Source organism: Paraglaciecola sp. G1-13, from assembly GCF_055809255.1.
This window is the reverse complement of record NZ_CM147903.1, coordinates 4,991,059-5,004,544: the sequence shown is the minus strand read 5'-3', so window position 1 is coordinate 5,004,544 and position 13,486 is coordinate 4,991,059. Positions and strand designations below refer to the sequence as shown.

The following is a 13,486-nucleotide window of genomic DNA, read 5'->3' as shown; positions in this document are numbered from 1 at the left end:
ATACACATTTCGTTGTCCCCACTGTTCACTGCCGGTGGATTTTCATTTTTAGCGTTTATCATTGTATGCCAAACTCTCTTCGCAGTATGCTCACGTTCTGGCTGTCATCTACGGTGAATACGGTGACCATGGAAAATGTGGCGTTATTATACGTAGTCTTCACCTTCAATAAGAAGTGCTGCGTGGTGACATCAAACCAATCTTCTCTCTCGGTAGGCATGTTTAAAGCTGACACCGTATTCACGGCTAAAAAGTCATCTTTGGTTTTATAACCATCATTTGGGCGATTGGAGATGACATCTTGTGCACCTGACTCATCTAGACCCGTTAAAGCAGCTAATACCACCACGCTGTCTTCATTTATCGTGTTCACATTGATTTTTAATTGATCATCACCTGGTATCACACAAACCTGCTCTAAAATATCGTCTAACCATTCGTTACTGACGCCATTAACTAACCGTAATTCTGATTTATGCGCCATTAAACTGTTTGCCGCAAGATAGGGAAACTGACGAGATTCATACTCGCTATCTTCTGCGCCCTGTTGACTCATCTGGCTGTCCACATCGAGCCAGTCGACGAGCGAATCACTAAAGGTATCAATGTCATAGGTACTGATATCGGCATTAATGTTGGTCATTAAACGCTTAAAGGCCAACTGACGCTCGCTGACACCTGAATTTGAATCAGAGCCTGTACTGTTTTGCGCACTTGCTTGTAGGCTATTAATATTAAAACAGCTCTGCATATCAAATAGCTGAGCTTGTATTCCCCCACCTTCAAGTGGGTAAACGAAAGGCTCTGACCACTGCTGGTCTAGATGAATCACTCCGTCGCTATTCTCAAGTAGGAACTTTATCGACTTTTGCGCGTATTGTTCAGCCCCCATGGCATACCAGTAAGCTTGGTTATTGTCCTTGATATTCGACGCGCGTTTTACTTGTAGCTGTAACCTTGAGCCCATTTGCGTTGCTAATACACTTACTAGGGCAACAATCAGCAATACAATAATCAGCGCGACGCCTTTTTGGTGCTTTACAGTTGCAACGCTCAACCTCATGAACTCGCGCCTGATAACAAAAACTCACGGCGAATTAGCCCAAAGTCTTGACTGGTAATTTCTATGGCGACAGCCTTAGGCAAAACCTCATCGCTGTAATCATCTTGCCACGCAGAGTCGCCCTCTTCATCCTCATCAACCGGTATAAAATACACTTTAAAATCATCGATGTTCTCAAGTAGCACTTTTACTTTGGGCTCATAGCCAATAACATTATCCACATAGTTGCCGTACAAACGCTGTAATTGGCGCTCCTGCACCCGATAACCCACACCTTGTAATGTGCTACGAGGCAAACGTAGCTGCGGATTATGCCAACCACCATGCACAAAAACTAACCCGTCATGATAGCTGTCTAACACCCCGTCGCCACCTAGCATGACGCGCTCATTCGCTTCGCCTTCCACTCTAACGGGACGCGCAACAGCCTGTAATATATCACGCTCAAGTGTCAGCATTGCTCGCTGCAATGTTTGTAGTTTCTCAAAACGTTCAGTGGAGAGCTCATCGCTATCGATTACACTTGTCAGTACACCTGTGCTGGCGATACCAATTAAGGTAAAAATCGCCATGGCAATAAGAATCTCTAACAAGGTGAAGCCGTGCTCTGCCCTACGCTTTACTGAAGTTTTTAAACATCCTGCAGGTGAAACAAGTTGGCAAGTAGGCGCGAGAGCTGGCTTACACATCATCATCTCGCTTAGCCACAAAGGTCACCACAGATGTGATTGGCGCAGATAACTTCGCGTCAAGGGCAACGCTCACCTCCACCGACATAAGCTCGCTATCATTCGTTTTGGTGACTTTTTGCTGCCAATACCACGTACGATCTGCCATGGTTTGCTCCCCCTTGGCATTATCTTTTGGGGGCCACTGGCTCGATAACTGTAATTGTGTCAGGCGATTATTCGCCACCCAAGTAGCAAAGGTAATTTCTTCAATTTGGCCAATACTGCTCAGGTGATCACTCGCGGCCTTCATTATCGCGGTGGCGGTCATGGCAAAAATCACTAAGGCAACCATCACCTCTAGCAGTGTCATACCCTTTTGATGGCAGCCTCTGGCAAGTGACCTCATAAATTTTCCAATGGCCCCTCTACCGCAACCGGCAGAGAATCTTGTACATTCACTCGAAAATAACTGGCAGCTTCAGACGAAAAATCAGGCTCAAAAGAAAATGCCAGTGAAAACGGGGTGATATCACCGCTGGACAATAAAAACACTTGAGGAGGCGGCAGTTTTTTCTCTTCTTCATCACCGATACTTATTTCATCATCACTGAAAGACAATTCAGCATCGATAGATGACTCATTAAACAAGCTGTCGTCAGTATCCCAAGGCAGATCGTTTAACGCTAATGCAAAGGTGAACTCATCAGGCAAGGTATGCGCTTCAAAGGTTTTATCACCAGATATAAGCTGCCAGTTTTGCTCCTCATCCAACATCACAAAGCTGTATTGGTTTCTGTCTTCATCTACATACAAACCAAGCTGTTGTTGGTTCAGCACTGCGTAATCTGAGGCCATACTAAACACGACTTGAAAGCGTTGTACTTGCTGTTTAAGCCTGTCTTGCCCACTTTGACCACTGATATTGAACACCACAGTACCCGCCAAAAGCCCCATAATAACTAACACCAACATCACCTCTAATAAGGTGAAACCACGTTGTATGCGAGTCATAATGCTGTTCGTTTTGTATGAAGCTGTCTGGGCACCTGCGAGCTAGCCTAAATAGTCATTAAGGTTCCAGTTACCAATATCATCATCAGTGCCGGCTTCGCCATCAGGTCCATTTGAGAAAATATCAATCACCCCGACTTCCCCTGGGCTAATTAGCTGATAGGGATTGCCCCAAGGGTCCTCAGGTAAACGCTTGATGAATCCACCGTCTTGATAATTACGAGGAATGGGATCGATGGTAGGAATGGTAACTAGGGCATCTAGGCCTTGTTCACTGGTAGGAAACACGTTATTACGCAGCTTGTACATTTCTAGTGCGCTTTCAAGCTGCTGAATATCCACTGCCGCTTTTTTCAGTTGCGCTTGTTCTTGATTACCTAAAATAGACGGGGCAATCATCGATGCCATAATGCCGATAATTAGTAGAACCACCATGACTTCAATCAAGCTAAAGCCGCGCTGTGTACGTTGTAACGTTTTCATTAAAGATTCACCATGTTGTTTAAAGCTAAAATAGGTTGCAGGATGGCCATTACGATAAACAGCACAATGCCCGCCATAGAGACAATTAAAAGAGGCTCGAACACTTTCAAAGATACCCCAACCAAGGATTCAAACTCTCTGTCTTGGTTGTCCGCTGCGCGCCCTAACATTTGCGTCAGCTCACCACTGCGCTCCCCCGATGCAATCATATGCATCATCATGGGTGGAAACATTTTGGTACGCTCTAGAGCCGCACGCAGGCTTGAACCTTCTTTTACATTGACTGATGCACCTTTGACCTCGTCTCGAATGTACAAGTTCGCCAACACATCACTGGAAATTTTCATGCTCTCAAGTAAAGGCACCGAGCTAGAGGTCAGAATACTTAATGTTCGAGCAAAGCGTGCAGTATTTAACCCTTTAGAGACCTTTCCCAATAAGGGTAAACCTAGAATAAAATGATGGTAGCGTTTTTTCATCGCAGGTTGTTGCAGCACGCGACTTAGAACAACAGCCGCCAATGCAAAAATCACAATCAATAGTAAACCGTAGTTTTGCATCCATTCACTGACGCTGATCAGCACCTTAGTAATGGTGGGCAAATCTTGCCCCATGTGATCAAATTGGCCGACAATTTTCGGCACCACCACGGTGAGTAATAAGATCACTATTCCCATGGCAAAAAACATCATAAGCGTAGGGTAAACCATGGCTTGGGTTATTTGGCTGCGGGTTTGTTGACGCTTCTCAGTGTAATCCGCTAAGCGATTAAGCACCGTATCTAAGTGGCCAGACTTTTCACCCGCTGCGACCATAGCTCTGAACAGCTCATCAAATACGTGAGGGAATTCCGCCATGGCATCCGCTAAATTGTATCCCTCTACCACTTTACTGCGTACCGCCATCATCATGTTTTTCTGGCGAGGTTTTTCAGATTGCTGCGCCACAGCCATTAACGCTTCTTCAATGGGCAAAGAGGACTCTACCAAAGTCGCTAACTGACGCGTTAACAAGGCTAAATCAGAGGCAGAAATTTTCGGTTTGAACAATGAAAACTGTTTGGCGGACTGGCGCTCCTTTTCCGCGACTTGTTCGACTTCTAGCGGAATAAGTTGCTTTTCACGCAGTTGCTGACGTATTTGGCGAGCATTGTCACCTTCTAGTACGCCACTTTTATTTTTACCGCTTTTATCAATCGCTTTATATGCAAACGCTGCCATTCTAGTCTTCTCGCGTTACACGCAGGACTTCTTCTAGTGAAGTTTCTCCGCTCAAGACTTTTCGACAACCATCATCACGAATGCTAGGCGTATTTTGACGTATGTATTTTTCAATAGCTTGCTCGCCGTGACCGTTATGGATCAGCTCGCGTATGCCTTCATCGACAATCAATAATTCGTGAATACCGGTACGCCCGCGATAACCAGTATGGTTGCACGCCGCGCAACCTTTAGGTCGACACACCTGATGACTGGCTTCGCTGCCAATAGCCACACCTAAAATACTGCACTCTTGGGCGCTAGGTTCGTGGGTGGTTTTACATTGTGGGCACAAGGTTCTTACTAAGCGCTGTGATAAAACAGCCAATAAACTAGACGACAACAAGAATGGCTCTATGCCCATATCTTCCAAGCGCGTAATTGCCCCTGCAGCGGTATTGGTATGCAGTGTCGACATCACCAAATGGCCTGTTAAACTGGCTTGCACACCAATTTGCGCGGTTTCTAAGTCTCGGATTTCCCCAACCATAACCACATCAGGATCCTGACGTAAAATCGCCCTCAGGCCCCGTGCGAATGTCATGTCGACTTTAGCATTGACTTGGGTTTGCCCTATGCCTTGTAAATCAAATTCTATTGGGTCTTCAACGGTAAGAATATTACGATCTTTTGAGTTGATTTCGCTTAATCCCGCATACAAGGTTGTGGATTTACCAGAACCTGTAGGGCCAGTCACCAAAATAATGCCATGGGGCTTACGAATAAGACCGGAGAAATGCCCGCGGTTAACTTTGGTCATCCCTAGATCTTCAAGATTCAAGCGTACATTATTCTTATCAAGCAAACGCAGCACCACGCGCTCACCGTGGCTTGATGGCATGGTCGATACCCGCACATCAACCGCTCGACCGGCAATGCGTAAGGTAATGCGTCCATCTTGGGGAACACGCTTCTCGGCAATGTCCATTTTCGACATAACCTTAATACGAGACACCAACATTGAAGCCATCTTACGATTCGGTTTTAAAATTTCTCGTAATACACCGTCAACCCTAAAGCGCACCAACAACTGGGTTTCAAAGGTTTCAATATGAATATCAGATGCGCCTTCTTTGATGGCTTCGCCCAACATGGCGTTAATCAATTTGATGATCGGTGCATCATCTTCACTTTCTAACAAGTCTTCTGTGTCAGGTAACTCTTCGGCAAGCGCAAATAAATCACTTTCGTTGCCAATATCTTCCATTAGCTGTTTAGCCGCTGACGAGTCGCGCTGAAATGCGCTAGTCAGTAACGTTTCAAACTGGCCGCTTTCAATTTCTCGCAATTGAAAAGGCTGACCCAAAAAGCGCCTGACTTCAGCAAAAATAGCAAAGTCTGTCTCATTGGTATGATAAAGCAGTGCAGGCGTTTCCGCGGTTTCTAGCAGCACTTTATGGCGCTTAGCAAAACTGAACGCAAGCTGCTTGTGTTCAGCATCTTCTATGGGGGCATCTACATCTGTGCCCGCAGCAACGAGGGCCTGCTCTTCGGCTTCCACAGTACTTATTGACTCTGTGATCGTTGAATCAGAGCTCATGGCTACTCATCATCCTTTTGCTGCGCGGCTTTTTCAGATTGCGCTCTTTTTTCCATATACTCGCCATAGGAAGGCGGCAAAGCTAAGCCATCGTCCCATTCTGGTAACGCTGGGTTTTCAGAAAATGGCATTAACGGGATGCCCTCTGACTGGCGCTTAAGCTGCTCGGCGCGAATGTAATTGTACTTTTTACGACTAATATCGCTGGCTGTTACCCCATCGCGAATAATCGTAGGACGAATAAACACCATCAAGTTACGTTTAGATTTACTGGTAGTGGTCGACTTAAACAAGTTACCAAGATAAGGGATATCACCCAAAATAGGCACCTTAGACACGCTCTCTTGCACATCATCATCAATTAATCCACCCAGTACAATCGTGCCTCCATCGTCCACTATAACGGTGGTTTTGATCTCACGTTTGTTGATCAGAATATCCACTGAGGTTGCGCCGCTAATACTCGATACCTCTTGCTCTATAAGCAGTTGTACTGCGTTACCTTCGTTGATTTGTGGGGTAACTTTAAGCTTAATACCTATTTCTTGACGCTCTACAGACTGAAATGGATTGGTGTTATTCGAACCGGTTGTGGAGCCTGTGATAATCGGTACTTCTTGACCCACAATAAAGAAGGCCTCTTCATTATCAAGGGTCGTTAAATGCGGGGTAGACAGTACGTTAGAGTTAGTATCTGTGCTTACCGCTTGCAGCACTGCGCCCCAACCATCTTTTACTGCCCCCACCAAGAAACCATTTACGCCACCAAGCAGTGAAGCTAGGGCGGTGTAGTCTCCTTCTGTTGTTTCATCAAATGAGTACGGGTCGCCATCATCATCAAAACCAACTGTGGTTGTCGTTGTATCTTCTGCTTGTTCTGCGGCAACGGCTAATGAGCCAATGCCTACCACGTTACCATTGCTAAACTGCTGCGCACCGTATTTCTCACTTGCCCATTGCACACCAACCGTGGTGCCGTCGCCTTCAAACACTTCCACGATTATCGCTTCCACTTGTACTTGTGCGCGGCGGATATCTAGTTGGCGGATAACGTCTTCTAATGAACGCATCATATCTGGCTGGGCGGTGATAACGAGGGCATTGGAATCTTCGTGGGCTTCAATACTGATATCACGCGCCGCTTTACTAGTTGATTTCGCCGCACCTTGCTCTTCGGCTTGAATGCTGGCGCTAACCCCTTGCAATACTTTGACGAGTTCTTCTGCTTTGGAATATTTGAGGAAGATAACTCGCGTATTGCCGCTGGTTTCTAATTCTTGATCCATGCGTTCAATCAAATTCACGATTCGCTGGCGCGCTTTGATATCACCACTGACCATAATACTGTTTGTTCTGTCATCCGCCACTACGCGAGGAGCGTCTTTGCCACTTGCGCTGGCTTTTCCCGTAGTTTTATTAATACTCTCGATAATGCGCACTAATTCCGTGGCCGACGCGAATTTTAGCTTCACGATTTCCACTTCTTCATCGCCGGCTTTATCTACCCGCTCAATGATTTCCACCAACCGATTGACCACTGCTGCTCGCCCCGTAAGCATCATTACGTTTGATGCATCATGGCTGACAACGTTGCCGCCACCTGCTTGGTCATTTAGCTGACGCAAAATAGGAGCAAGTTCCCGTACCGGTACATTATATACCGGCATTACTCGGGTGATCATTTCATCACCGTCGAACGGTGTGCCCTCAACAACGGGCAAGTTTGACGTTTTTGCGTCTTTTGAACGTACCACTTTGACTATACCCGTCGGCATTTCAACCACGGCATAGCCATACACTTGCAACACGTTTAAAAAGAACTGGTAATACTGTTCCTCGTTTAACAGATCGTAACTGCGAACAGATATTTTGCCGCGCACATTGGGGTCAACAATGATGGTCTTTTTGAGGTTTTTACCCACAATATTAATGAATTCACCGATATCAGTATTTTTAAAGTTAGGTGAGTATTCGTTGGCTGCTACAAAAGTTGACGCAGAGAAAAATGCGGCCCCAATAATAAGGCACAAGCTGGGTAAAATATTACGGCTTGTTCGCTGGATAAAATTCATTCTAGTTATTCCTGTTCCGCATCGGGTAATTCTAAAAACAAGGTCAGCAAATCGTTGTCTCGGCTGACGGTAATTTGTAAGGATTGCGCACCGCGCAATTCGCCCATGGCCTCAACAGCTTGCTGAGGATCGGTTAAATTCAAACCATTGATATCGGTAATGACATCACCACTTTGCAAACCTGCCGCTTTAAACAGCGCAGGCTTTTTACCTGGACTGACGCGATAGCCTTGTAACTCACCATCGGCGCTATGGGGAGCGACCGAGATAAACTCAGTAAAATTAGCGGGTTGCTGCTGAAGCATACGCGTGGCATCTATCACGTCATCAGATAAAGTAATCACGTTATCTTGTATCGGCGAGGGAGAAATTGCAGGTGCAGGACGACGAGGGGTAATCGTGCGTTTTTTATTGGCTTCATCAAAATCAACACCATCTAACATAAGGGTCTCATTTACCACACCATTACGGATAATGACTCGGTCACGAAACACTTCACGTAACGTAGCATTGGTGCCAATGATCTTTTCGCCTAGGCCGTAGGTGTCTTGACTACCTCGGTTTTCAATAATAGCGGCACCTTGCTCTTGCACTGAGCTGGTGACTACACCAGTCAGTGTCAGGTTTAATTTTGTTTCAGGTGCATCAGTAACGGTTTGCTCAGCCACCGGAGAGGCTTGAAAATCGCCAAATAAATTAAGTCGTTTTACGGCGTTCAAATTGAGAGTGGAATTATTGCCTGAGGCTATCGGGGCAAGACGCGTTAATGGCGCATCATTATGTGCCAATTCGCTTTTGGGCCATAAGCGCCAGGTCAACTCGGCTAAATAGGCCAATAAGAAAATCACTAATACCGCCACAACAACGCGATTTATCAGCTGCTGGTACTTAATTAAGCTTAGCCACAAGTGATTGAAATTATAATTAGTGATAGTTCTTTTCTCGTAGTTGAATCTTATAAATCATCGGCTGAGCCATACTCAGGCGTGTACGCACTAAATCCTTTACCATGGGAGCTGCACCCCATTTTCATCAAAAAAATGTCCGGTATCCGCTATGGTTAACCGCTCAATTAAGGTAACTATTTTTCGCGACGCATTTTGTACTGTACTTGTTGCATCTTGTCCACCCATATCAGTTTGAACCCAACCTGGGCTTAGCGCGCAAATAACTTGCTGGCTAGCCTGATGCTGGATTGCAAAACGACGCGTAAACATATTCAACGCCGCCTTACTCATGGCGTAAGCGTCTAACGGTGCTTGAGCAAACTTGTCACTTTGGGCGATAGAGGCAACCCCTGAGGATAACTGAATAACGCGCGCTTGTGAGGTTAACGTATCGTGCAATGCTTGGCACATTAAGCTGGGCGCCACACTGTTAACCAGAAAATTATCCATAAAGGCTGTCTGCGTCCATTCACCTAGGGGTTCGTTGGCGCTCACACCGGCATTATTAATCAGCACATCAATTTTGAACTGATCTTGCACACGCTCTGCCAACTGCTCGATTGACGCCTGTGAATGAAGATCAGCGTGCATGATGTGCATCCTATCTTCATTTTGCGCTTTTAACGCGAGTAAGTCTGTTTGATCAGCACTTGCACGGCAGACGCCGATAACCACATCCCCTTGTGAAAAATATTGCTGGCATAGCCCTAAACCCAAACCACGGTTAGCGCCTGTGACAAGCACAGTTTTCATCGGTTAAATTTTCCTTTTAGGGGCTGTGGGCGTAACATAAACCACTTATATTTTATTATTATTTTTAAATTTCTTTCCACCAATGATAACGAGTCGCCATCGGGGTCACAACTCTATTAAGCATTCGTTACGAAAATATTACATATCGGCCACTCTTTATGCCAAACAACATGCAAAACAGCAAAAATTCTTTTACAGAACAAAGTGTTCGCTTAGATAAATGGCTTTGGGCTGCGCGCTTTTTTAAAACACGTGCTCTCGCCAGAGAAGCGGTGATGTCAGGCAAGGTCAGTTACAATGGCCAACGGTGTAAACCTAGCAAGGCGGTAGAGCTCAAAGTTACAATAAAAGTTCCCCAAGGATACGATGTAAAAGAGATCATCGTGGTAGAATTAGCCGAACATCGTCGTTCTGCTCCGTTAGCCCAGCGGATGTTCGAGGAAACCCCGGAAAGCCTCGCACAACGTGAAAAAAATGCTGAGATGCGAAAGTTAAGTGCTTTTCATAGCCCCAAGCCTGATCAGCGCCCTGACAAGAAACAACGCCGACAAATTATCCAACTTAAACACCAGTAATCAGCGAAAAGCTGCTACATAGAGAAATTATTATGTCTTTTGACCAATTGCATCGTTACCTTTTCAACCAAGCTCATGTGCGTGGTGAGCTCGTTAGATTAGAAAACAGCTACCAATCTATTTTGGATTCTTACGCTTACCCACCTGTCATCCAGAAACTACTTGGTGAATTAATGGCAGCCACATCACTACTGACTGCCACATTGAAATTTGAAGGGGATATTGCCCTGCAATTACAAAGCGATGGCCCGGTAAACTACGCCGTTATCAACGGTACTCATGATCAGCAGTTACGTGGCGTAGCGCGATGGGATGAGTCGTTGGCTGAATTACCTACTGACTTTAGTCAGCTGTTTACAAAAGGTATTTTAGTGATCACTATCACCCCTGAAGACGGTGAGCGTTATCAGGGAATGGTGGCGCTAGATAAACCGACCTTAGCAGAATGCATTGAGAGCTATTTTCAACAATCAGAGCAACTTGCGACCAAAGTCATTTTGCGCACCCAACAGACGGATAGCGGCGCAAAGGCCTGTGGCATGTTCTTGCAAATTTTGCCCACCAGCAGTCAGGCGACAGCAACCACCGACACCGGATTCGAGCATTTAGCGAAGCTGACTGAAACCATTAAAAATGAAGAACTGTTTAGCTTACCCGCTGAAGATATTCTTTATCGCCTTTACCATCAGGAAGAGATTGAAGTTTACCCGCCAGCTGACATTATTTTTAAATGCAGTTGCAGCCGAGAACGTAGCGCGAATGCATTAGCTGCAGTGGAAAAAGCGGAATTATTGGATATTGTTGCCACTGAAGGCGCTATCAAAATGAACTGCCAATATTGTCATCGTGAGTATCGCTTTGATGAAATTGACGTACACGCAATTCACGCGGGCACGTTTGCGATGGACACTCAAAACGACCAATAATTGCAAGCCCAAGCAATCAGGCTTACATGCGTAAACCCTACTTGCCCTTGTTCGTTAAGGGCAAGTGTGGGGAATAAAAATACTGGCGATCAAACCACCTTCAGGGTGGTTTTTTAATGTCACTTCGCCGCTGTGCATATCGACAATTCGCTTGATAATGGCAAGCCCTAACCCTGAGCCCAAACTGCCTCTGGCCTTATCGCCTTGAGTGAAAGGTTTGAACAAACCTTCGATTTGCGTATCAGGAATACCTGGACCGAAATCTCGGATCGAGAAAAACAGCAAATTACGCGCCTTATCGTAACCAGAGCGAATTTCAATGTCTTCGCTACCATAGCGAAAAGCATTTTCAATCAGATTATCTAACACCCGCTTAAGCGCGACCCTGCGCATACAAGCGGTAGGGATAGGTTTTAGGTGTAAGTGGATATTGTGGTGCTCTTCAATGTTGCGTACTTGAACTGCATCACGGATAAGATCGTTGACGTCCACGCCAACCATGCTTTCTTGTTGATCTTGACGCACATAATTAATGAACTGATCAATAATTTCGTTCATGTCTTCAATGTCGTTTACTATGCCCTCTTTTAGCCAATCTTGGGCTTCAGGGAGCATTTCAGTGGCTAAACGAATGCGGGTCAAGGGTGTGCGTAAATCATGAGAGATACCGGCCGTTAACAGCGCCCTGTCATCTTCAAGTTGCTTTATTCCCTTGGCCATTTGATTAAATGCCTGAGTAACAGCCATTAATTCAGTTGAGCCTTGCGCTTCGAGCGGCGGCGGTATATTTCCTCGCCCTACTTCAATAGCCGCATGTTGCAAGGCTTGTAATGGTTTATTCAGCCTGCGCACGAATATCCAACCGCCCGCGACACTCAAAATACCGATCACCAGCAAGTAAATGGTCAATGGCGAAATGTCTGACTCACCGTGGCTTAGCATCGGAATAGTGACCCAGACGCTAGGATCTTGTGGCGGTTTAACCCAGACCAAATACGGATTCCCCTGAGTAATACGTACTTCCGCTTCGCCGCCGAGTTTCAAACTCATTTGGCGCGACAAATAAGGATAATAAATCGCCTGCTCTACCCCTTCCTCTTGCGCTTTTTCATTACTCAATAAGCGCATGCCAGTCGCGGCAAAAAAGCGTTTATGCAGCTCGGGATCTTTATGGTCGATTTCTTCGATAAAGACGAGGTTGATCTGGGTGGCCAACAAATTATTGATTTGCTGGTAACTGGGGCGGATGAAGTAGTAGGTCACAGACAGATACGATACCACTTGATTGATCAGCAACAACATACCAATCAGCAGTACCGTTTGCCCGAAAGCACTTTTAGGAAGGAATCTCACGTTCTATTGACTACGCTAGCGACGGCTAGGCTCCACCACCGTCTGGTACAAAAACGTAACCTAGGCCCCACACGGTCTGAATGTAACGCGGGTTTGCAGGGTCTTCTTCAAGCATGCGGCGTAAACGAGATACTTGCACGTCGATGCTACGCTCGAGTGCGCTGTAATCACGGCCACGCGCTAAGTTCATTAATTTATCCCGCGATAACGGCTCGCGAGGATGAGTGACCAAAGATTTAAGCACAGCGAACTCGCCACTGGTCAATGTCATTGGCGTACCTTCACTCGACATTTCACGCGTGCCCAAATTCAATTTGAACTTGCCAAACTCAACAATTTGCTCAGCGTGAGACGGCGCACCAGGTGCTTCAACGACTTTTCGGCGTAACACCGCTTTCACCCGAGCCAATAACTCACGAGGGTTGAAGGGCTTGGGTAAATAATCATCTGCGCCCATTTCAAGACCGATAATACGATCAACTTCATCGCCTTTGGCCGTTAGCATCACAATAGGAATTTCATTTTCTTTTTGACGTAAGCGGCGGCAAATAGACAAGCCATCTTCCCCAGGCAACATCAAATCAAGTACCATTAAATGGAAATTCTCACGTTCTAGCATGCGATCCATTTGTTCTGCATTGGCAGCCGCTCGCACCTGATAACCCTGCTCGACCAAATAGCGTTCAAGCAAGCTGCGTAAACGCATATCATCGTCTACTACTAAAATTTTTGTGGTTTCTTGTCCCATTATCGGATCCCTTTATCACAGTACAGCCACTATAAGGTAAAGCGCTGAAATTCCAAAGCATCCTCTGGATTTGCAGCATTTTGGT

14 protein-coding genes are annotated in these 13,486 nt (G+C 45.9%); 2 read left to right on the top strand and 12 right to left on the bottom strand.

What is annotated here, in order from left to right:
- Nucleotides 1–58: 58 nt before the first annotated feature.
- The 10 genes from gspK to AC0L6N_RS21270 all read right to left on the bottom strand — a co-directional run bounded on the left by gspK (nt 59) and on the right by AC0L6N_RS21270 (nt 9,799).
- Nucleotides 59–1,063 carry a type II secretion system minor pseudopilin GspK gene (gene gspK, locus AC0L6N_RS21315; RefSeq protein ID WP_473477527.1) on the bottom strand — a complete coding sequence of 335 codons (1,005 nt, stop codon included), beginning with the start codon at nt 1,061–1,063 and terminating at the stop codon, nt 59–61.
- Nucleotides 1,060–1,758: a type II secretion system minor pseudopilin GspJ gene (gene gspJ, locus AC0L6N_RS21310; protein ID WP_473477525.1), complete on the bottom strand. Its 699-nt coding sequence runs from the start codon at nt 1,756–1,758 to the stop codon at nt 1,060–1,062. Before gspJ ends, gspK begins: the two co-directional genes overlap by 4 nt.
- On the bottom strand, nt 1,745–2,140 hold the full coding sequence (gene gspI / locus AC0L6N_RS21305) for a type II secretion system minor pseudopilin GspI (RefSeq protein ID WP_473477523.1): 396 nt from the start codon (nt 2,138–2,140) through the stop codon (nt 1,745–1,747). The genes gspJ and gspI overlap by 14 nt, the downstream gene beginning before the upstream one ends.
- Nucleotides 2,137–2,745, bottom strand: a complete 609-nt coding sequence (gspH, locus tag AC0L6N_RS21300; protein WP_473477521.1) for a type II secretion system minor pseudopilin GspH — start codon at nt 2,743–2,745, stop codon at nt 2,137–2,139. Before gspH ends, gspI begins: the two co-directional genes overlap by 4 nt.
- Before the next feature lie 42 nt (nt 2,746–2,787).
- Nucleotides 2,788–3,228 carry a type II secretion system major pseudopilin GspG gene (gene gspG / locus AC0L6N_RS21295; protein ID WP_006992299.1) on the bottom strand — a complete coding sequence of 147 codons (441 nt, stop codon included), beginning with the start codon at nt 3,226–3,228 and terminating at the stop codon, nt 2,788–2,790.
- On the bottom strand, nt 3,228–4,448 hold the full coding sequence (gene gspF / locus AC0L6N_RS21290; RefSeq protein WP_011573168.1) for a type II secretion system inner membrane protein GspF: 1,221 nt from the start codon (nt 4,446–4,448) through the stop codon (nt 3,228–3,230). The genes gspG and gspF overlap by 1 nt, the downstream gene beginning before the upstream one ends.
- 1 nt (nt 4,449) lies before the next feature.
- Complete coding sequence (gene gspE, locus AC0L6N_RS21285; protein WP_011573167.1) at nt 4,450–6,027, bottom strand: type II secretion system ATPase GspE; 1,578 nt, start codon at nt 6,025–6,027, stop codon at nt 4,450–4,452.
- A gap of 2 nt (nt 6,028–6,029) precedes the next feature.
- The gene (gspD, locus tag AC0L6N_RS21280) at nt 6,030–8,099 is read right to left on the bottom strand and encodes a type II secretion system secretin GspD (RefSeq protein WP_011573166.1); all 2,070 of its coding nucleotides are present in this window, start codon (nt 8,097–8,099) and stop codon (nt 6,030–6,032) included.
- Between the two features lie 5 nt (nt 8,100–8,104).
- Nucleotides 8,105–9,007 (bottom strand): type II secretion system protein GspC, encoded by a 903-nt coding sequence (gene gspC, locus AC0L6N_RS21275; protein WP_473477520.1) that lies wholly within the window; start codon nt 9,005–9,007, stop codon nt 8,105–8,107.
- A 96-nt stretch (nt 9,008–9,103) separates the two neighbouring features.
- Nucleotides 9,104–9,799, bottom strand: a complete 696-nt coding sequence (locus AC0L6N_RS21270) for an SDR family oxidoreductase (protein WP_473477518.1) — start codon at nt 9,797–9,799, stop codon at nt 9,104–9,106.
- Between the two features lie 158 nt (nt 9,800–9,957).
- On the opposite strand from AC0L6N_RS21270, the gene hslR reads away from it, so the two are divergent.
- Nucleotides 9,958–10,374: a ribosome-associated heat shock protein Hsp15 gene (gene hslR / locus AC0L6N_RS21265; RefSeq protein WP_011573163.1), complete on the top strand. Its 417-nt coding sequence runs from the start codon at nt 9,958–9,960 to the stop codon at nt 10,372–10,374.
- Nucleotides 10,375–10,406: 32 nt separating this feature from the next.
- Nucleotides 10,407–11,300 carry an Hsp33 family molecular chaperone HslO gene (hslO, locus tag AC0L6N_RS21260; RefSeq protein WP_011573162.1) on the top strand — a complete coding sequence of 298 codons (894 nt, stop codon included), beginning with the start codon at nt 10,407–10,409 and terminating at the stop codon, nt 11,298–11,300.
- Between the two features lie 54 nt (nt 11,301–11,354).
- On the opposite strand, the gene envZ is transcribed toward hslO, so the two are convergent.
- Together envZ and ompR are read right to left on the bottom strand one after the other, a co-directional pair.
- Nucleotides 11,355–12,653 carry a two-component system sensor histidine kinase EnvZ gene (gene envZ / locus AC0L6N_RS21255; protein WP_011573161.1) on the bottom strand — a complete coding sequence of 433 codons (1,299 nt, stop codon included), beginning with the start codon at nt 12,651–12,653 and terminating at the stop codon, nt 11,355–11,357.
- A gap of 25 nt (nt 12,654–12,678) precedes the next feature.
- Complete coding sequence (ompR, locus tag AC0L6N_RS21250) at nt 12,679–13,401, bottom strand: osmolarity response regulator transcription factor OmpR (protein ID WP_007983803.1); 723 nt, start codon at nt 13,399–13,401, stop codon at nt 12,679–12,681.
- Nucleotides 13,402–13,486: the final 85 nt, after the last annotated feature.

What these genes read in the sequence shown, in the direction of transcription:
- gspJ (WP_473477525.1), bottom strand. Translation starts at nt 1,758, where the DNA reads ATGATGATGTGTAAGCCAGCTCTCGCGCCTACTTGCCAACTTGTTTCA.
- AC0L6N_RS21270 (WP_473477518.1), bottom strand. Translation starts at nt 9,799, where the DNA reads ATGAAAACTGTGCTTGTCACAGGCGCTAACCGTGGTTTGGGTTTAGGG.
- gspK (WP_473477527.1), bottom strand. Translation starts at nt 1,063, where the DNA reads ATGAGGTTGAGCGTTGCAACTGTAAAGCACCAAAAAGGCGTCGCGCTG.
- gspH (WP_473477521.1), bottom strand. Translation starts at nt 2,745, where the DNA reads ATGACTCGCATACAACGTGGTTTCACCTTATTAGAGGTGATGTTGGTG.
- gspF (WP_011573168.1), bottom strand. Translation starts at nt 4,448, where the DNA reads ATGGCAGCGTTTGCATATAAAGCGATTGATAAAAGCGGTAAAAATAAA.
- gspG (WP_006992299.1), bottom strand. Translation starts at nt 3,228, where the DNA reads ATGAAAACGTTACAACGTACACAGCGCGGCTTTAGCTTGATTGAAGTC.
- ompR (WP_007983803.1), bottom strand. Translation starts at nt 13,401, where the DNA reads ATGGGACAAGAAACCACAAAAATTTTAGTAGTAGACGATGATATGCGT.
- gspD (WP_011573166.1), bottom strand. Translation starts at nt 8,099, where the DNA reads ATGAATTTTATCCAGCGAACAAGCCGTAATATTTTACCCAGCTTGTGC.
- hslR (WP_011573163.1), top strand. Translation starts at nt 9,958, where the DNA reads ATGCCAAACAACATGCAAAACAGCAAAAATTCTTTTACAGAACAAAGT.
- gspE (WP_011573167.1), bottom strand. Translation starts at nt 6,027, where the DNA reads ATGAGCTCTGATTCAACGATCACAGAGTCAATAAGTACTGTGGAAGCC.
- hslO (WP_011573162.1), top strand. Translation starts at nt 10,407, where the DNA reads ATGTCTTTTGACCAATTGCATCGTTACCTTTTCAACCAAGCTCATGTG.
- gspI (WP_473477523.1), bottom strand. Translation starts at nt 2,140, where the DNA reads ATGAGGTCACTTGCCAGAGGCTGCCATCAAAAGGGTATGACACTGCTA.